The sequence below is a fragment of the Vibrio sp. 03_296 genome (assembly GCF_002265885.1).
On record NZ_NPKW01000122.1, the window covers coordinates 20,231 to 39,678 of the forward strand.

General features: G+C 46.4%; 18 protein-coding genes and 1 pseudogene. 11 read left to right on the forward strand and 8 right to left on the reverse strand.

Going from position 1 to position 19,448, the window contains the following annotated elements:
• Nucleotides 1-64: 64 nt before the first annotated feature.
• The 3 genes from CIK04_RS14765 to CIK04_RS14775 all read left to right on the forward strand — a co-directional run bounded on the left by CIK04_RS14765 (nt 65) and on the right by CIK04_RS14775 (nt 1,564).
• Entirely contained in the window at nt 65-604 is a 540-nt protein-coding gene (locus CIK04_RS14765) for a YaeQ family protein (RefSeq protein ID WP_017422657.1), read from the forward strand.
• On the forward strand, nt 597-1,136 hold the full coding sequence (locus CIK04_RS14770; protein ID WP_097352296.1) for a hypothetical protein: 540 nt from the start codon (nt 597-599) through the stop codon (nt 1,134-1,136). The genes CIK04_RS14765 and CIK04_RS14770 overlap by 8 nt, the downstream gene beginning before the upstream one ends.
• A 68-nt stretch (nt 1,137-1,204) precedes the next feature.
• Complete coding sequence (locus CIK04_RS14775; protein WP_097352295.1) at nt 1,205-1,564, forward strand: glutaredoxin domain-containing protein; 360 nt, start codon at nt 1,205-1,207, stop codon at nt 1,562-1,564.
• A 91-nt stretch (nt 1,565-1,655) separates the two neighbouring features.
• Here the strand turns inward: CIK04_RS14775 and CIK04_RS14780 are convergent, their stop codons facing one another.
• On the reverse strand, nt 1,656-2,258 hold the full coding sequence (locus tag CIK04_RS14780) for an OmpA family protein (RefSeq protein WP_097352294.1): 603 nt from the start codon (nt 2,256-2,258) through the stop codon (nt 1,656-1,658).
• 218 nt (nt 2,259-2,476) lie between these two features.
• Here CIK04_RS14780 and CIK04_RS14785 point away from each other — a divergent pair, with 218 nt between their 5' ends.
• On the forward strand, nt 2,477-3,103 hold the full coding sequence (locus tag CIK04_RS14785; protein WP_176463346.1) for a thiol:disulfide interchange protein DsbA/DsbL: 627 nt from the start codon (nt 2,477-2,479) through the stop codon (nt 3,101-3,103).
• Nucleotides 3,104-3,120: 17 nt separating this feature from the next.
• The gene (locus CIK04_RS14790) at nt 3,121-3,594 is read left to right on the forward strand and encodes an FKBP-type peptidyl-prolyl cis-trans isomerase (RefSeq protein ID WP_017422652.1); all 474 of its coding nucleotides are present in this window, start codon (nt 3,121-3,123) and stop codon (nt 3,592-3,594) included.
• Nucleotides 3,595-3,669: 75 nt separating this feature from the next.
• Here CIK04_RS14790 and CIK04_RS14795 read toward each other — a convergent pair whose 3' ends face one another.
• On the reverse strand, nt 3,670-4,272 hold the full coding sequence (locus CIK04_RS14795; RefSeq protein WP_017422651.1) for a beta-phosphoglucomutase family hydrolase: 603 nt from the start codon (nt 4,270-4,272) through the stop codon (nt 3,670-3,672).
• 333 nt (nt 4,273-4,605) lie between these two features.
• On the opposite strand from CIK04_RS14795, the gene CIK04_RS14800 reads away from it, so the two are divergent.
• Complete coding sequence (locus CIK04_RS14800; protein ID WP_176463347.1) at nt 4,606-6,378, forward strand: methyl-accepting chemotaxis protein; 1,773 nt, start codon at nt 4,606-4,608, stop codon at nt 6,376-6,378.
• 77 nt (nt 6,379-6,455) lie between these two features.
• Here the strand turns inward: CIK04_RS14800 and vmeZ are convergent, their stop codons facing one another.
• Together vmeZ and CIK04_RS14810 are read right to left on the reverse strand one after the other, a co-directional pair.
• Nucleotides 6,456-9,608: a multidrug efflux RND transporter permease subunit VmeZ gene (vmeZ, locus tag CIK04_RS14805; RefSeq protein WP_097352291.1), complete on the reverse strand. Its 3,153-nt coding sequence runs from the start codon at nt 9,606-9,608 to the stop codon at nt 6,456-6,458.
• A gap of 9 nt (nt 9,609-9,617) precedes the next feature.
• On the reverse strand, nt 9,618-10,745 hold the full coding sequence (locus tag CIK04_RS14810) for an efflux RND transporter periplasmic adaptor subunit (protein ID WP_097352290.1): 1,128 nt from the start codon (nt 10,743-10,745) through the stop codon (nt 9,618-9,620).
• 345 nt (nt 10,746-11,090) lie between these two features.
• On the opposite strand from CIK04_RS14810, the gene CIK04_RS14815 reads away from it, so the two are divergent.
• Nucleotides 11,091-11,549 (forward strand): dCMP deaminase family protein, encoded by a 459-nt coding sequence (locus tag CIK04_RS14815; RefSeq protein ID WP_015728084.1) that lies wholly within the window; start codon nt 11,091-11,093, stop codon nt 11,547-11,549.
• Nucleotides 11,550-11,639: 90 nt separating this feature from the next.
• Here the strand turns inward: CIK04_RS14815 and pepT are convergent, their stop codons facing one another.
• From pepT to CIK04_RS14830, 3 genes are all read right to left on the reverse strand, one after another.
• Entirely contained in the window at nt 11,640-12,869 is a 1,230-nt protein-coding gene (pepT, locus tag CIK04_RS14820) for a peptidase T (RefSeq protein ID WP_058666779.1), read from the reverse strand.
• Nucleotides 12,870-13,093: 224 nt separating this feature from the next.
• A complete protein-coding gene (locus CIK04_RS14825) occupies nt 13,094-13,981 on the reverse strand; it encodes a DUF6279 family lipoprotein (protein WP_097352289.1) in 888 nt (295 codons plus the stop codon).
• 81 nt (nt 13,982-14,062) lie between these two features.
• The gene (locus CIK04_RS14830; RefSeq protein WP_097352288.1) at nt 14,063-14,971 is read right to left on the reverse strand and encodes an aldo/keto reductase family oxidoreductase; all 909 of its coding nucleotides are present in this window, start codon (nt 14,969-14,971) and stop codon (nt 14,063-14,065) included.
• Between the two features lie 93 nt (nt 14,972-15,064).
• Here CIK04_RS14830 and CIK04_RS14835 point away from each other — a divergent pair, with 93 nt between their 5' ends.
• Complete coding sequence (locus tag CIK04_RS14835; protein ID WP_097352287.1) at nt 15,065-15,475, forward strand: DNA-binding protein; 411 nt, start codon at nt 15,065-15,067, stop codon at nt 15,473-15,475.
• Here the strand turns inward: CIK04_RS14835 and CIK04_RS14840 are convergent.
• Nucleotides 15,438-16,046: a hypothetical protein gene (locus CIK04_RS14840; protein WP_097352286.1), complete on the reverse strand. Its 609-nt coding sequence runs from the start codon at nt 16,044-16,046 to the stop codon at nt 15,438-15,440. The genes CIK04_RS14835 and CIK04_RS14840 overlap by 38 nt on opposite strands.
• Before the next feature lie 440 nt (nt 16,047-16,486).
• Here CIK04_RS14840 and clcA point away from each other — a divergent pair, with 440 nt between their 5' ends.
• From clcA to CIK04_RS14855, 3 genes and pseudogenes are all read left to right on the forward strand, one after another.
• Nucleotides 16,487-17,890, forward strand: a complete 1,404-nt coding sequence (gene clcA / locus CIK04_RS14845) for a H(+)/Cl(-) exchange transporter ClcA (RefSeq protein ID WP_039546779.1) — start codon at nt 16,487-16,489, stop codon at nt 17,888-17,890.
• Between the two features lie 243 nt (nt 17,891-18,133).
• Entirely contained in the window at nt 18,134-19,108 is a 975-nt protein-coding gene (locus tag CIK04_RS14850; protein ID WP_176463348.1) for a TDT family transporter, read from the forward strand.
• Nucleotides 19,109-19,260: 152 nt separating this feature from the next.
• Nucleotides 19,261-19,448, forward strand: a pseudogene (locus tag CIK04_RS14855) (IS5/IS1182 family transposase); the annotation flags it as partial.

Below are 19,448 nucleotides of genomic sequence, written 5' to 3' on the forward strand. Positions count from 1 at the left end.
CATTTTTACGGTAGCCAGCCATAGTGCTGGCTATTTTTATGGCTAGAGATAAGTAACTGAAACCATGGCTCTTAAACCCACCATCTACAAATTCCGCATCAATCTCACTGATATCAATCGCGATCACTTCGATACCTTGTCTATCACCACCGCGCTGCATCCATCAGAAAAAGTTGATCGCCTCGCGGCCCGATTACTCGCGTTTTGTCTGCATGCCCAACCAGAGCTTGTTTTCACCAAAGGCCTATCCACAATTGAGGAACCAGACGTTTGGAAAAAAGAGCTCGACGATTCGATCGCCGTGTGGATTGACGTCGGTGAGCCAGAGGCCGATAGAATTAAAAAAGCCACTCGCCAAGCAAAATCTGTGTTTGTTTATAGCTTTAATCAGAAGTCTTCCGTTTGGTGGGAAAAGCACAAAGGCAAATTTCAGCAGTTACCCGTTTCTGTTTGCCAATTTGATGCCGATGCCATTGAACAACTCGCCAATCAGTTACAACGAGGCAGCTCACTGTCTGTTATGATCAGCGGGAACTCTGTGTTTATAGATGGCGACTCGTTCCATCAACAAGTCGATTGGCAGGTACTACAAAGCAATGAGTGAGTTAAAGGACGCACTGGCAGAGGTTGGCGTGTTCACGTTGGAGTACGTCAACAACAACCCGGATGCATTGGCACGATTTTGTGATGCGCAGAATGCCTTGTTTCAACGAGTATGTGAAAACAAACCCGAAACGCCAGCCACGCTCCATTTACTCGGGCTTCTCACTAAAAGCCATATTGAGATACTGGCTCAATTTGTTTCTGACAAGGAGAGTCGTTTGGCCATGAAAGACGTTTTGCAAACTTCATTAGGCGCACAATCCAGCGATAAGTTTAACGATGTGGTATTGCAAGACCTGCTGATGATTTCCACTTTGTGGATTTTTGTTCAAGGCCGTCTCAAGATGGATTTCAGCCTTGCAAATGATCACGCAGCGGAAGCGGCACAACACGCAGCGCTTTTTCTCGCCGTAGACGCCGATGTGATTCGTAGTGAGTTGATGCAGAGTTTCTACCAAGGCAAAGCGATCTATCAGCGCCAACAGGGTAAACCGAGCCTATGGCAGCGATTTCTTAACCATTTATCCTCATAAAACACCCGGTTTTATAACATCTTAAAGCCTGATAGACTTTCGCCACTTAAACATTACGGAAGTCTATCATGCAGTTAATTCGTTGGTTTCTCGGCAAACTCATTCTTTTAGTGGACACGCTCTTCTCGCCAAAAGGCCTCAAACGCTCACCTGAAGCACAAAACAAAGTCGATGAGCAGGCAACGCGCTACGCGCTTTACCAATTTTCCGCTTGCCCTTTTTGCGTCAAAGTTCGCAGAGCGATGAAGCGACAATCCGTTACTATCGAGCTGCGTGATGCCAAAAACGATGCACAGTATCGTCATGAACTGGAGCAAGGCGGCGGAAAAATCAAAGTGCCTTGTTTAAGAATTGAGGAGAACGGTCAAACACGTTGGATGTATGAATCGAGTGATATCGTGGCGTACATAGAGAAAACATTCCCTTAAGCGTTTTTTTGTCCAAAGCGCATATTAAAAAGGCACGTTAAGTGCCTTTGGCCATTTATTCCGTTTTATTTTTGCTCGTGTTGCAGCTGCGTTATTTGGTTACAATCAGCATCAGTTCGACACGTCTGTTACACTTTCGTCCATTGATTGAGGTGTTACTGCAGGCTGGAAGATATTCACCATAACCCCGAGTATAGACTCTGGATTCCGGTACTCTCGACATCAACAACTGCTTTTTCACCTCTTCTGCTCTACGCTCAGAAAGAGAATTGTTGAAACCTGTCGTCCCCGTGCTATCCGCATGGCCATCAATCACAATATCCACATCGCTTCTCTGATTCAGATAATTGCCTAACAGCCCTATCCATCGAGCGGATACAGGGGAAACTTCCGCAGAACCGGTTTTGAAATGAATCGTCTCTGTAAGATGAATCATGATGTGGTCACCGGGTAAGACTTGGTATTGAATCGCATTACGTTGAAGAAACGATTGTAAAGAGTCTGACTGTGCCTGAGGCTTCTGAGCTTGCATCATTTGAGGCGATGGAGATGGAGGAGAAACCTCTTCACCACCCCATTCAGGATAAACCAACTCCTCATTGGTTTTCGGTGCGACATCGAGCATGTTTGGCGGTACGATCAAATTCGCACACCCCGACAACAACACACATGCAAACAAACTTTGTTTTTTCATCAGCGCAACCCAAAAAGCTCTAACTAGTCCTCTTGTATAGTATCGACCAGTTAGCAAAATCTTTAGGTTTTTCTTCGGTTTTCATCACGATTGCTTACCAAAGCGTCGTCAGCGCTTTGAGATATTGTTTCAAAGTGCAAGTTATCAAAAATTATCGGTTTTCGCCTTGCCGCTAAGCCGTTAAACTTAGGTCTATTTTCTACTATTTTGAGTTGATTATGCTAAACCGAATTAAGCACATCTCACTTCTTTTGCTTGCTGCGCTGGTGTTAACCGCTTGTAGTGACAATAACCAACCCACTGAAGGCGTTCAGTACAAAACCTTGGCGAAATCTTTAACAAGTTACCAGCTACCTGAGGTTACCGAAGTCTTCGCACTGACTTGTGGCCACTGCCGCACAATGGAAAGTGTGATTCCCCAGTTGCAAGAACAAACGGGCAAAACGTTTGGCAAACTGCATGTTACCTTCAATGACAGCGCTCAAATCAGTGCCTTCATCTTCTATACCGCAATGATGCAGCTAAATGACATCCCAGATCATGACTTTATGAATGAGCTTTTTGCCGCAGTCCAAATGGGGCCGGAAGTGTCGGGGGTTGAAAAACAGCAAGCGCTCGAAGCCGCTTTTGAGAAACGTGGTTTGGTAAGCCCATACCAACTTGAAAAAGCACAGCAAGAAAAAATGTTTGAGTTGTTCCAAAACGCAGATGAGATTTCACAGGTCGCACAAATCAACTCGGTACCGACTTTCATCGTCAACGGTAAATACCAAGTCATCACTTCTGCACACCAAAATGCGGAAGAAATTGGTAGCACCATCAAATTTTTGCTTAGCAAACCTTAACGGAATAGAGGTATTACGTGTCTAAATTAATCCTACCCCTGATCATTCTAGTGCTTGCGATTTTTATGATTTATCGCACTTGGAACAATCATAAAGCAGCAGAAGTGAACTTTGAAAAAGGCCAAGCCTTCTTGCTAGAAAACAGTAAGAAAGAAGGTGTGATTACCACTGAAAGTGGCCTGCAGTACCAAGTATTAGAAAAAGGTCACGGCGACAAGCACCCTACTGCGAGCAGTAAAGTTAAAGTCCATTATCATGGCATGCTTACGGATGGAACCGTATTCGACAGCTCTGTTGAGCGCGGTTCGCCAATCAGTTTTAATCTCAACCAAGTCATCAAAGGCTGGCAAGAAGGCCTTCAATATATGGTTGAAGGTGAGAAAGTCCGCCTCTTTATCCCTAGCACTTTAGGTTATGGCAAAGGCGGCTCTGGTCCAATTCCACCAGCCAGTGTGTTGATCTTTGATGTTGAGTTATTGGAAATCCAATAACACCAAACGCATACAAAACCATCAACCACAATGCCACCAACAGGTGGCATTGTGGCTTTTCGCTGCAAAGCACTTTTAGTTCACCGGATAGAACACCAGCTCACCATTTTCCACCATCACGCAGTCCATTTTCGCGGCATGAGCGGCTTGCTTTCCAAGCTCGGTATCTTCGAAAACGACACACTCATTTGCAGGCAGCCTCAATTGCTGCGCTGCCAACAAAAACGTGTCTGGATGCGGTTTGTGATTCTGCACCTCTGTGGCACTGACGAGCGCATCCAATTTATCGAGTAAGTTGGCTTTGGTCAGCAGGCGAATCGCACTCTCTCTCTGGCTGCCTGTTCCCACTGCCATTTTCTTTTGACCCAAATACTTTTCTAAGACTCGGTGTGTACATTCGATCACATCTCCGTGCTCATCCAATGCCGCAAAGGCTGCCATTTTGAATTGCGAAACATCCATTGGCACCAGCGATAAACCGTACTTTTTATTAATCTCTGCGGCTATTTTAAAACTCGGCATACCTCCCAAGCTGTGGATCCATCGCTGTTCAAACGGGAACTGAAAATGCTCTGCTGTTTTTTCCCAAGCGATAAGATGTGCCGGCATAGTGTCAATTAAGGTGCCATCCATATCAAAAATAAAGCCGGTGTAGCCGTTAAAAGGGATTTCAGTCATGAGGTTAATTCTGTCTTATTTCGTGATTTTTGATTAAACGATTCTACACTTATAAGAGTCTTTAGGAATCAATACGTAGAAAGTTAATGAAAAATTGGCCTTTGAAAGAGACAAAAGTGAACAAAAAGGAAAAATGCACTATTAAGGTTAGTGTTTGGTAATGGCGCTATATTGAAACTGTCTCAAAATTAAAACTAACCATTTAACAGTGGGTTATAAAGATAAAAAACTAGAGCTAGGTGCAATAAAAGTTATTAATAATTTAGTCAATTTAAGTGAGCACTGTATAATCTCGCCAAATTATATACTGCTTACATATCAAAGGTGTTAAGTATGACTATCAAGCAGAAGCTCTATGCGTTAGGTGCAATAGCCATTCTCGGTATCATTACCCTTCTATTCGCCTCAAACCACTTTGTGGATAAATCCAACCAATTACAGCAGGCTATTAAATTGGTCGGTGACTTGGAAATTCGTCTCCTCAACCTACGTCGAAACGAAAAAGATTTCTTATTGCGAAGCGATGCGAAATACCTCAGCTCGTTTGATAAAAACGTCGACATATTTGTGGCAACTGAGAAACAGTTGGAAGCTATTTTGGACGCCAATGACCTTCCATCCAGCGCCCAGTTTCGACAAGACTTGCTCAAGTACCAAAAAGGCTTCCAGACTCTTGTCGCCGCTTCTCAAACCTTAGGGCTTTCTAACGAACAAGGCTTGCTTGCCAGCTACTTTACTGCTCTGGATGCCGTGAAACAGAATGCCGATGCGGACCAATTATTGAAACTCATCGAGTTTAATAGTGCGACGCTCAAAGGTGATCTGCAAGAGAACTTACTTGCTGGTATTAGCAACACACAAACATTGACTCGCGCCGCTAAAGAGGTGGTGAATCAGCGTGTGGTTATTGGCGTTGCTTACAACAAGGGCTTACTGGGCGATGTACGTAATCTCTCCCACCAAGTTGAAGAGCAGTTTAAATCGTTTTCTAAAGCGCTGAATGAAGCCAATGCCACTCAAGAAGAAGAAATGGGTGTGGTAAAACAGATCATCACGATCGGTTTGCTGGCGCTGCTGGTGATTGTTATCTTGCAAATTTCTCGCTCGATTAACAATCAAGTCCATGCCCTTGCTACCACGATTAAAGCCATTTCTGAAACCAACAACATTGGTTTACGAAGTGAGCTAAAAGGGAACGATGAGTTGACGATGATTGGCCAGCAACTGAATACTTTGTTGGAAAAAATCGAGCAATTGATTTTCAGCTCTCAAGAAAAATCGTCCCAGCTCACCAGTAGCACTAATAATATGCACACTGAGCTTGAAGGCGTGATCGAGCAGTTCCACGTTCAAGCGGATCACACCAGCACGATGGCCACTTCTGTTCAAGAAATGGTGGCAACTATTGGTGAGATTTCTGAAAGCACCAATATTGCGGTGGAAGGTGTACAACAAGCGGCGAAGAACGCGAAATCTGGCCGTAACGTCGTAGAGTCGACCGTGAAAAACATCGATCAATTGACGGGGATCTTAGCCAACAGTCAACAGTCGATTGGTTCACTCAATGGCCATGTTGAAAAAATTGGCGGCGCGGTCGAGATCATTCAAGGCATCGCAGAGCAAACTAACCTACTGGCGCTCAATGCGGCAATTGAAGCAGCACGTGCCGGAGAACAAGGCCGAGGCTTTGCCGTGGTTGCGGATGAAGTTCGTGCTCTAGCCAGCCGCACCCATCAGTCAACAGAAGAGATTACGAAGGTGGTCTCAGCGATCCAATCGCAAATGGCTAAAGTGGTATCAGATATCGACCAATGTAATGAACAAGGCCAAGAAACCCTACATGCTTCTGAACAGCTTGATTCAAGCCTGCGCCAGATCATCAATGACATGACCAATATTCAGGCCAACTCAGAACGCATCGCTTCAGCCATTGAAGAGCAAGGTGTGGTTATGGGCCAAGTAAGCGGCTCCATTACCGAGCTGAACACCATTTCGGAAAACAACATGCACTCAGCGCAAGAGTGTTTGAGAGAAGTAGACCTTGTCTCCGAGCAAGCGCATTCGATGGACAACGCGGTCGCTCAGTTTAAAACTCGTCAACGTTAATAGCATTCAATGCTTATAAAAATGCCCCAACTCAGTTGGGGCATTTTTTTATCGGTCAGAAGAAGAGGTTCTTCTCACTATTCATCATCCAATGGAATGAGCTTGGTGCTGCCTCCGTGCGCTTGCTCCCGCTTTCTTTGCACCAACGCATAGAAACCAGGGATCAGGAAGGTACCGGCCAATAACACGCACAGCAAGCCGCCAACAAGAGAGATGCCCAGTGAGTTTTGACTCACATGACCAGCGCCTGCAGCGAAAATCAGCGGGAAAATCCCGAGAATAAACGACCAAGATGTCATGTTTACGGCCCTGAAGCGCAGTTTACCACCTTGAACGGCAGCCTCATCAATGGCCACCTCTTTCTCTTCCCTTTGCTGCTTGGCAAATTCCACAATCAAGATGGCATTCTTGGCCGCCAGGGCGATGAGAAGAACCAAACCTATCTGAGCATAGAGATTCAGTGGTGTCCCGGTTAAGTTCAGCGCAAGGAATGATCCTAACGTCGCCACGGGTACCACCAAAATAATCGCCAACGGAATGGTCCAACTTTCATACTGAGCCACCATGAACAGGTAGATGAAAATTAACGCCAGCGCAAAAGCGTAAATCGCTTGGTTTCCTGCCAATACTTCTTGATACGCCATACCAGTCCACTCGTAAGTGTACCCTTGAGGAAGCAGCTCTGCCGCAATGCGTTCCATCGCCGCAATGGCATCACCACTGGAATAACCGGGCGCAGGTTGGCCTTGAATAATGGCGCTGCGATACATGTTGTAACGCCATGCCACATCCGGTTCAAACACCTGTTCATAACTCAGCAGTGTGCTAAGTGGCACCATGTCACCGGAGGAGGTACGAACGTGGAAACGTGACAGATCGTCCATACTGCTGCGATGTTCACTATCGGCCTGCATCGTCACACGGAAGTTTTTGCCAAACATAGTGAAATCGTTCACGTACATCGAACCAAGATTGCCCTGTAACGTTTGGAAGATCGACGACAGCGGAATGCCTAGTTGCTGCGCTTTTTCACGATCAATATCGACATAGTAATGCGGTACATTCGCTCGAAACGTGCTAAAGGTATAGGCAATTTCAGGCGCTTGATTCGCCGCTTGGATCATTTCTCCCATCACCATCGCTAAATCGGTTCGGCTTCGGCCCAGCGTATCTTCTAGTACAAACTCAAAACCCGAAGCGGCGCCCATTCCCGGCACTGCCGGCGGCCCCATAGCAAACACAACGGCCTGTGGCAGTTCCATTGCTGCTCTGCCATTAATACGCTGAGCAATCGCATTCGCTGAGTGGTTGCCATTTAACCCGTTACGCATTTCCCAATCGTGCAACTTGATAAACAGGGAAGCGCCATTCGAAGCGGCAGCTCCCGTCATAAACGAAAAGCCATTGGCCACCGTCACACCATCCACTCCCGACTCTTGCTCTACCATGTTAAGAAGATGATTGGTCACTTCTTCGGTGCGAGACAAAGAAGCAGAGTCTGGCAGTTGCACATTGACCAGCAAGATGCCTTTATCTTCTTGCGGTACAAAAGCGGTAGACGTGGTTTTGGCAAAGAACACCACCGCAGCAACAGCAACCATGAAAAAAGCCACCAGTAACAGTGATTTTTTCACTAAGAATCCCGCCACCTGGCCATAACGTTCAGTGACGCGCTCGAGACCACGGTTGAAGGTTTTAAACCAATTTGCGGTGTTTTCACCACCCTGTTTAAGCACCAACGAACAAAGTGCGGGCGCTAAGGTCAAGGCGTTAATCGACGAGATCACCACCGAGATACAGATAGTCAACGCGAACTGGCGGTACATGATGCCGGTAATACCCGGTAGCATCGCCACTGGCAAGAAAACCGCCAACAGTACTAACGTAGAGGTAATGATTGGTCCGGTCACTTCTTTCATCGCCATTAAAGTAGCTTTGCGTGGTGAGATACTTGGATCCTTCGCCATCGTCGTATCGACGTTTTCGATCACCAAAATGGCATCATCAACCACGATACCAATGGCTAAGATCAAACCAAACAGCGTGACGGTGTTGATGGTAAAGCCCGTGGCAAGCATAACCGCAAAGGTACCGATCAGAGAGACAGGGATCGCCACAACCGGTATCAACGTTGCACGTGCACTCCCCAAGAACAAGTAAGTCACGGCAATCACCAGTAGAATCGCTTCAATCAGAGTCTTCACTACCCCTTTAATGGATTCCGCCACAAACACCGTTGTGTCATAGCTGGTTTCATACGCCATCCCTTCAGGGAAATTACCACTTAAACGTTCAAGCAGCGCCATCACTGCTTGCCCGCTTTCTAGTGCATTGGCATCAGATTGCAGCGACAGTGCCACGATCGACGCATCGCGCCCACGGAACTTACCGTTACCATCGTAGAATTTTTTCCCCAATTCCACTCTGGCAACATCTTTTAAGTAAACGCTTGAACCATCAGGGTTGGCTCGCAATACCACATTCTCAAACTCGCTAACGCCCTCCAAACGCCCTTTTGTTACTAGGTTGAACTGAACTTCCTGAGGGTTATTGTAGGGCGCAGCACCAATACGCCCGGCGGCAACTTGGACGTTTTGCTGGCTTAATGCAGAATAGACATCCGAGGTGGTAAGCTTGAGGTTAGCCATTTTTTCAGGATCAAGCCAAACGCGCATCGCGTACTCACCACCACCAATCACGTTCACTTCACTAATGCCTTTAACGCGCGCAAGTTGGTCTTTAACGTTGAGGTTGATGTAGTTGATTAAGAATTGATCGTCATATTTGCCATCGGGCGAATAGAAGTTCAGTACCATCAACAAATCCGGAGAGCGTTTTTTCACTGTCACGCCGACCATGCGTACTTCTTGCGGCAGCTTTGACTCAATTTGGGCAACACGGTTTTGCACGTTCACCTGTGCCATGTCTGGATCGGTGCCGACATCAAAGGTCACATTTAGGCTGTACGATCCATCGTTGGCACTCTTGGACGACATGTAGATCATGTTTTCTACGCCGTTGACCGAGGTTTCGATCGGATCCGCAATCGCCTGCTCCACTACCTCGGCACTCGCGCCGGTGTAATACGCGGTCACGCTCACCGACGGTGGGCTAATTTTGGGGTATTCCGCAACGGGTAAGACCGCCAGAGCAATGGCACCAGCCAGCGTGAGAATAATTGAGATCACCAGTGCAAACTTGGGTCTCTGAATAAAGAAACGACTTAACATAACGCCTCCTTACTGCTTCGATTCGGCTGGCGTTTGCACACGCACTTGCATGCCGTTTCTCACACGCTGCAATCCTTGGGTGATAACAACGTCATCCTGCGTCAAGCCTTGGCGAATCACCACACCTTGTTCAACTTGTGCACCTAAAGAGACATTTCGACGCTCAGCCACCTCCCCCGGTGTCATAACCATTACGAAATGCCCTTCAAGATCCGTCTGCACTGCACGACGCGGAACCACCACCACCGACTGAGCTTGTTTCTCTCGCAAATTGACTTTGATGTGTTGACCCGGCAGCAATTGATGATCGGGATTTTCCACTACCGCTCTCAATGCAATGGTGCCCGTTTTGGTATCAATGCGATTACCCAAGTAATCCAAGCGCCCTAAATGGGGATATTCTTTACCATTTTCCAGTTGCAGCTGGACTTCCACACCAGCCGATGGTGTAGAGCCATCTCCCTTTATTCTTTCGATACCGAGAGCCAAACGCTCACGCTCGCTAATGCTGAATGCAGTATGAATGGGATCGAGACTGACTAAGGTGGTTAAGATGCCTGAAGAAGGAGAAACCAGATCTCCCGTACTGACTTTGGAATCGCTAATGCGGCCTGAAAATGGCGCTCGAATTTGAGTATAAGAAAGGTTAACGTCCGCCAATTTCAACTGTGCATTTGCCGCTTCAAGTTGCGCTTGTGCGCCCAGTAGACCAGCAGTCAAAGCATCGAATTCCGACTGCGAAATACTGCCACGTGGTAGCAAATTCTTACCACGTTGATGATCTAACTCCGCTTTCTTCAATGAGGCTTTCGCTTGAGCCAGCGACGCCTTCGCACTGGCAACCTGAGCTTCAAACGACGATGGTTCAATGGTGTAAAGTAGCGCACCCTTTTCAACCAATTGGCCTTCCTCAAAATGGCGAGCTTTCAGATAGCCAGAGACTTGTGCAGTAATGTTGGTATCTTCAACCGCTTCCACACGCCCGATATAGGCGTTGCTAGGTTGATAATCTAACATCAGTACCTCTTGCGTCACGACCAGTGGCGCCATCGTATTATGCTGCTGAAGAGCTTTGTCCTCGCATCCTGCCAACAGAGCCGAAGCTACAATAAGTCCGACAATTGGTTTTAATTTCATACATTTACCATGCTTATAAAACGGAGTTTCGTTTAAAATACGCAAGCTTGCTACAAGAATTGTCCGAGAACTATCAGATAAAAACTCAAAACTGTTTCAAACTGTAAAGGTCTGAAACGAGCAGAAAAGAAGGTTATCAACTGCATCGAGTTGTTGAACTGATGTAACACCGAATCCCTTGAAGCACGAGGGACATGAGCAAGATTCACCGGCTAAAGAAGCGGTTTTTCCATCGGATTGATGAGTGCAGAGAAGGCTTTTCAGCAGATATCATCAGTGATGACTATGTTTTTAAATAAAATACGTTATTATTCAGCCAACAGCCTAATGAAGAGAGGGTAATGAATGATTTCTAAATGGGCAAAACGCTTCTATCAAATGGCAGAATTAGTCGCCTCTTGGAGTAAAGACCCATCCACTCAAGTGGGTGCGGTGATCACCAAACAGAACCGTATCGTTTCTGTTGGCTTCAACGGATATCCACACGGTGTTTCCGATAGCGTCGACACCGACGAGCGTGAACTGAAATACCTCAAAACACTGCACGCCGAAGAGAATGCCATTCTATTTTCTAAACGTGATTTAGACGGATGCGAAATTTGGGTCACCCATTTTCCTTGCCCAAATTGTGCCGCAAAGATTATTCAAACGGGCATTTCGCGCGTGCACTGCCCTGAGCAATCGGAAGATTTTCTTTCCCGTTGGGGTGACAAAATTGCCGTAAGCCAAGATATGTTCAATCAAGCAGGTGTCGAAGTAAATTGGCTTCCTGTCGATGAACTAGGCGAAGAAGGCGTACGCTGATCTCTCCGCCATTAAACGGCACGTTATTGAGGAAATTATTAAGGAAATAGCCCAGCAATGCTGGGCTATTTTTTGATGCTTATAGAAGCGTTAAGCGTACTTTTTCGCTGTTAATTCCGCAATTTTCACAATCACCTGAACCGATTTTTCCATCTGTTCTATTGACGCAAATTCATGAATACCGTGGAAATTGTAGCCGCCCGTAAAAATGTTTGGACAAGGCAATCCCATGAAGGATAAACGAGCTCCATCCGTTCCACCACGGATAGGCTTAATGATAGGTTCAACATCGCACACTTCCATTGCTTGCTTCGCCAACTCAATCACATGTGGAAAAGGCTCAACTTTCTCTTTCATGTTGTAGTAGCTGTCGGTGAAGCGGATCTCAACCGAGCCATGCTTAAGTTGTGTGTTCATATCGTCCACGAGGGACTGCATAAGCGCCTTACGGCGAGCAATGCCGTCGCGCTCGAAGTCTCGAAGAATGTAGCCCAGCTCTGATCGCGCCACACCCATTTCGGCAGATTTGAGGTGATAAAAACCTTGGTAGCCTTCGGTGGTTTCCGGCGTTTCATCTGCTGGCATTCGGCAATGGAATTGCGATGCCAATGTCATTGCGTTCACCATTTTGTCTTTTGCTGTGCCAGGGTGAACACTCACACCATGAAAAATAACGTCTGCACTGGATGCATTGAAGTTTTCATATTCCAACTCGCCTTGCGGCCCACCATCAATGGTGTAGGCCCATTCTGCGCCAAAGCGTTCCACATTGAACAAATCCGCACCGCGGCCAATCTCTTCATCAGGCGTAAAACCAATACAAATATCGCCATGTGGAATGCTTGGATTTTCCATAAGCATCTCAATGGCCGATAAGATTTCCGCAATACCAGCTTTGTTGTCGGCACCCAGCAAAGTAGTGCCATCTGTGGTAATTAAATTGTGACCATGTAGCGCATGCAGCTCAGGATACTGCACTGGAGACAGTACTTCGTCTCCAATGCCGAGCGCGATGTCACCGCCATGATAATCTTCTATGATCTGCGGTTTCACATTTTTGCCAGAGGCGTCTGGCGCGGTATCCATGTGTGCGATAAAGCCAATTGCTGGAACTGGGTACGCCACATTACTTGGCAGCTTCGCCATCAAGTAACCATGCTCATCCAACTCAACTTGACTGAGACCAAGGTCAAGCAGCTCTTGTTTGAGATGCTCTGCAAACTTCATTTGTCCAGATGTGCTTGGGCAGCATTTCTTTTTGGGGTTTGATTGAGTATCAAACGTCACATAGCGAATAAATCTTTGTACTAAATGTTTCATGGCAATTCTCTTCTTCTTAGCCAACGAGAGTGGTGAATATAGTCATTATGGTGAAGACACCTGCTCTACGAGTTGTCGGGCATAGAATGAAGGCACAAGTTAGTGTGGTATGAACAACCCGACGCAACTATCTTACGCACTTGAAAAGATGAGAAATTGCTTTGAATCAGTTTTTCTGTCATTGACGAGGAATATTACGCAAACCATTCCATAGTGTATGTCTGTTAGCGCCCGACTATTTGATTGTTCAACTCACTCGCTAAGTCACGCCAGTTTTTTACTTCAGCACGAAAATGTCGCCACTGTTTATCGCTCATGGTTTGGCTGATTTGGGGAATGTACTGGTTGGCTAACGCAATATTGAAATTCACTTTCTCGCTTAACTCAGGACTATAGTAACTCTCTGGTTGCAACAGAAGGCGCATCAAATTTTCATGTAGATAATGGGGATCATGCTTGTTGTTTAACAGCTGGCGGGCAACTTCCAACATTTTATTTCTATGCTCTTTCCAATGTGGTGTAGTGATTTGCAGTTCATCGGCCCAACGAACCACCAACGATTTTTGCTCTTTGTTTAAACGGCCAACCCACTTCTCTAGGCTCTCTTCGATGCGTTCAACATAACGACGCCGACGCTCTTGCTCCGACCAGCCACCGTATTTTTCATCCAACTCTTGATATTTTTTTGCCAAATTATTCAACAACTCTTGTTCTTGTTTGGCACTAAGGGAAAGTGTTAAAGCGTAGATATCGGGAGCGGCCCGCGTGGCGAGCCTTGCTGTGTGCTGCTTAATGGCTTCTCGCTGCTCGATAACAAATTCAGCGGACACTTGTGCCGAGGTGATCGTTTCCAACTGTTGTAGTTGCCGGGCGTAAAGCGGTAACTCTTCTTCTTGATGCCAGCGCAGCAATTGCTGCAAGCGTTCGTCCAACATTGCTTCTTGCTCGTTTTCCAATGTCACATAGTCATCGACATATTCGAGCACCACCCAATCGAGGTTGGTGTATAGAAATTTATTGGAACAGCCTAATAAAATAAAGGCCAAAGCAAGATAACTCAACGTCCGCCAAGTGGCTTTATTTCGCCCCAAACTTCCACATCCTAGTGTCATCAAACATCCTTTTTTCGCCCAAGCGATGCGTTATACGCGTGTGCATCAGTGACGGTTCACCCGCCACTGATTCTTTTTTTTCTATGGCACACCATGGCCTTTTGAAGCCACCCACACTCGATACCACTGTTCACGGCTTAGCTCAATTTGCAATGCATTCACGGCACTTTGAACTCGCTCTATTTTGCCTGAACCAATGATAGGAATCGGTAGCGATGGCAGCTTTCTCACCCAAGCGTAAACCACTTCATCGATGCTCTGCGCACCAACTTCTTCGCGAATCGCCTCTAACTCTTTACGCACACGACTCTCCTGCTCGCCTTGGCCGGAAAACAGTGCGCCACCACCTAAACACGACCAAGCCATTGGGCGAACACGTAACATCTGCAGTTGGTCCAGAGTGCCATCGTGCACTACGTCAAACTGAAGAGGATTGATTTCCACTTGGTTAGTCACCAGTGGTTTACTCAATCGAGATTGAAGCAACTCAAATTGACGGGGAGAGAAATTCGACACACCGAAGTGCTTCACCTTACCCACTTTGTGCAGCTCGTTGAAGGCTTCCGCTACCTCGTCGGCATCCATTAAAGCATCAGGACGATGGATAAGTAGCACATCCAGCTCATCTACCCCTAAACGTTCCAACGAGTTGTTCACTGACTGATAAATATGCGCGGCACTGGTATCGTAATGGTTAACCTTACGATCTGGGTGCTTTGCCCCACATAAATTAATGTCGCATTTCGTCACGATTTGAATATCGCTACGTAAGCTTTTGTCTAACGCCAACGCCTCACCGAATAAGTGTTCACACTCGTATTGTCCATAAATGTCTGCATGGTCAACCGTCGTGATGCCCATTTCGATATGTTGCTTTAGAAATGTTAAACGTTGCTGAGGGGTCATGTTCCATTCAGCCAAACGCCAATAACCTTGAACCAGCGCCGAAAACTCTGGCCCTTGTGGCGCTGTTACAACTTTCGCTACCATTGCGTACTCCTTATTTATCTTGTTAAATCCTAGACTTGTTTTGCCGTCGACTCAACGCGTAAACCCAAGGAATTCGAACTGGAGTACGAATTGATGAGTTTTGCCCAAAGATTAGCCAGCTTAATTGGCCAAGAGAGCGTCAGTGGTTTCGCTCGCCGTGTAGACCTGTCGGAAGCCCTGATTCGCAAGGACTTAAAAGGCACTGAGCCTAGTCTATCCAAAGCCAATCAAATTGCGATGCGAGCTAACTGTTCATTGGAGTGGTTAGCCACTGGCTGCGGCTATCTTTACCGACAAGCAGAAGTCGTCGATGAGCAGGCATTTAAAATGGCTTATCAATACGTAACCGGGCAAAAGCTCAACGAACAAGAATGGCCAAACCAACAACAAATAATTGCTGGCTATCAATACCTGCGTGCGCACAAGAAAGCAGATGGTTTTTTAGACCAAGAAGGTATGGCAGCGTTCATTTCTCGTTCTTCTTTGGCCGCAGAAAACGAGTAATCACCAAGGTTATCCATTCACGATCATGGCTGATTTCGGCTAACACGCAGGGCTGTTGAAGGTGATACTGCGAAGCTGGAAGCCAACGCTGTGTTTGTGAATGCGTTCGGTATTTATTGAGAAAAATGACCAAATTTTTATCAACAAGGTTTCTTTCCTTTTGAGTCTTGGCTTTGGCTAATTGTGCTTGCGCATCGAATGAGTCACCCGACGCGGAAACCTCCGCAATCTGCATCAAATCTTTTCTTAGGTTCAACTGAAGTTGCGACCAATCCGCCATGTTGAAAGGCGTCATTAACTTCATGGTGACGATATTTGTCTCAAACGTCACTTCACCTATGAATGTTTGCTGATAATAATTAAGCGCATCATAACAATAGACAGCTTCTCCATCTTGGTGTTCACAGCGATAACTATCTGATTCTTGTTCTACTTCTGCACTGGAAAGAGGGAGATCAGCTTGTGTTATTTGACCAACGACGGACCAAGATTGCGCAATCACAACCCCACTCATCAATAGAGAAGCGATAGCAAAAATGTAAAGGGACAGCGAGCTTAAATAACGACGCATTTGATTGGTTTTTGAGTCAACAGAGGAGAGACAGCATAGAGCAAGATGTCAGGAAATCAATCATGGACAGCACAAATTAATAAGGCGCACCTAGCAGTGCGCCTTTACCTCGTTACTCAATCGTGAGTCTGCGATTTGGGATTACTATAGATGCATCCCTAACAAAAAACGAGGAACTACAGTAGAGTTTTGATTCCATCCAAATTGTGTGTAAAACCTCACATCCCTCCTTATCGAGCAGCATGTTGCTTTACAATTTAAGTGTGGTTCAGATTGGTGAATTTGCAAGTGACACACCCGTTTATTAATGATACCTCCATCACATTTAGTACATCGTTAAATACGATTTCTGCAAAGCTAATTTGCATCTTTACTGATTAAGGCGTAACAGTGGTCAAGCTTATAATTCGTGCTTCAACTATTTGTGTCGGAGAAGGTAAATGACCAAACGTGAGAGAATCATTCAGTCCGTATTAGTAAAAGTACCCAAGGATGCGATCAATCAGTTTCTCTCACACGGATCAACCCCTATTTCTGTGCTCTTCCTTGCGGCACTGGTTGGCGTGTTGGCTGGGCTGGTTGGAACCTATTTCGAAATCGCCGTGCATTTTGTTTCTGAGACTCGGACGGATTGGTTAAAGAGTGAAATTGGTCATTTGTTGCCCCTTTGGCTTGCTGCAATTTTGATCAGTGCTGCGCTTGCATTTGTGGGGTACTTTCTGGTTCATCGCTTTGCGCCAGAGGCCGCTGGCTCAGGTATACCAGAAATCGAGGGGGCGATGGATAATATCCGCCCTGTCAGATGGTGGCGAGTCATTCCCGTGAAGTTTTTTGGCGGCATGGGGGCACTGGGTTCAGGAATGGTGCTGGGCCGCGAAGGGCCTACCGTTCAGATGGGTGGCGCCGTTGGTCGCATGGTCACTGACATTTTCCGAGTAAAAGATGATGACACTCGCCACTCTTTGCTCGCCTCAGGGGCGGCAGGTGGTTTGGCAGCCGCGTTTAATGCTCCGCTTGCGGGGATCATGTTCGTGGTCGAAGAGATGCGTCCACAATTTCGCTACTCGCTGATCTCTATTCGAGCTGTGATTATTTCTGCTGTCATGGCCAATATCGTGTTTCGTGCCATCAACGGCCAAGATGCGGTCATCACCATGCCGCAATATCAACCACCCGAGCTAAAAGCTTTGTGGCTCTTTTTGTTATTGGGCGCGCTATTTGGCGTATTCGGTGTGCTGTTTAATAAACTGGTTACTGTCGCACAAGACGCCTTTGTTGCCTTGCACAAAAACGATCGCAAACGCTATTTGATCACCGGAACCTGTCTCGGTGGCATCTTTGGTTTGCTATTACTGTATGTTCCCGAGCTGACGGGCGGCGGCATTCATCTTATTCCAGACGTCACTAACGGCAACTACAGCGTTTCTCTTCTGGTGATGCTCTTTGTCGGACGAGTTTTGACCACTTTAATCTGTTTTGGCTCAGGAGCACCCGGCGGGATTTTTGCGCCTATGTTGGCATTGGGCACACTGTTCGGCTATGCCTTTGGTGCCACCGCGAAAATCCTACTTCCCGATCTTCCCATCGAGCCGGGCATGTTCGCCATTGCAGGCATGGGGGCTTTGTTCGCCGCTACGGTCCGCGCACCAATTACAGGAATTCTGCTCGTGATTGAAATGACCAACAACTATTACCTTATTTTGCCACTGATCATTACCAGTCTTGGTGCGGTGATTTGTGCGCAAGTTTGTGGCGGTAAGCCCATCTACAGCCAGCTTTTACATAGAACCATCAAGAACGACAAGTTACGTCAGCAAGATCTACCAGAGCAGCAAAACTCGTAAAGATTCCTCACTAATAATGCATCGGGATAAACGACTTTATCCCGATTTTTTGCGCTAAATTCGATTTTTTCCAAGCAACAACCACACAAAGTTGATACCATCCCTGAGCCCATTTTGCTCATGCGCATCTGATTTCTTGAATTTACGGTTAAATGGTGCTGATTCTTCTATTAAGTCATGGTTAAATGGGAACGGATCCCCACTCTAGAAAGGTAGTGCGTCGAATTGAGGTTAAATTCGCAAATGGAATTTTCGCTGAATTGGAGAAGGCTGGTTCAAGTCCAAAGTGTTCCCCCTTCTCAAGCTGCATTAGCGTTGGGCATGATTGGTTTAGGCCAAGCTTGGGCTCTCTATTTACCAGAAGTTGGCGTACCTATTCGTCCTTTCCTTGCGGCTTTTGGTGCGATATTACTCTTACCTGTATTGGCCAAATATGCCACCAACGGCAAAACCTTTCTCAACGATATTCGTCATCCTCTGAGTGGAAGTTTGATGGCTCCAATGAGTATGGCGCTATTGGTGTTGTGCGATTATTTGGCCGTCGTATCGCCGTTGATCGCCTACCCTCTTTGGTTTATGGCGGTTTTGCTGCACTTTACCATGATGGTGCTGTTTTTCAGTTTCCAAATCATGAATTTTAAGATGTCCAATATTGTGCCAAGCTGGTTCCTCTACCCAGTTGGATTGATCAGCAGCTCATTGGCCGGTTCTCAATTTGGTCACAATGTCTTTTCAGAAACGCTGGCTATGGTCTGTATTGGGATCTATTTTTTCCTACTGCCTCTGGTTCTCTACCGATTGGTGTTTTTTGGTTCTCTACCTAAGCGAGCAAGGCCGACATTAGCCATCATGGCCGCTCCGGTTAACCTTTCGCTGGCCGCGTATTTGGTGAACTTCAGAGAGCCAGACCCTATCCTCACTGGCGCGTTATCGGGCATCGCCATTACCATGACGCTGCTGATTTACCTATGCTACATTCGATTACTGAGATTGAAGTTCCAACCTTCCATCGCGGCCGTTACCTTCCCATCGGTGATCAGTGCCATTGCGATGCATCGCTTAACCGCATTTTTTGCTGAGTCCCACCCTCAATGGGCATGGCTGCATGATTTTGGTTTTCTTGAATTGAGTATTGCCACCGTGCTCGTTGTATGGGTATCTGCTGGCTACGTTAAGATGTATTGGCCTGAAGTGTTCAAAACCAAACAAGTCGTTTAGCATCCGTTGACACGGATGCTGGGGTTCAAAGATTTTGTCAGGCATAAAAAACGCCCAACTCATGAGTTGGGCGTTTCAGACTGCTGACAAAGGTCTAGCTTTCGAGCTAGACCTTTGATCTAATAGGGGTATCGAAATATGGATACTCCGATATGCTTCAAGAACCCACCCCGCAACAATACGAACTGGAAATGGTGACGATGGAACAGTTAGTTCCTAAAGACCATTTAGTGCGCAAAATCGATAATGCTATCGACTTCGAATTCATTCGTGATGAAGTTGCTCATCTTTATTGTAAAGATAATGGGCGTCCACCTGTTGACCCTGTTCGTCTCTTCAA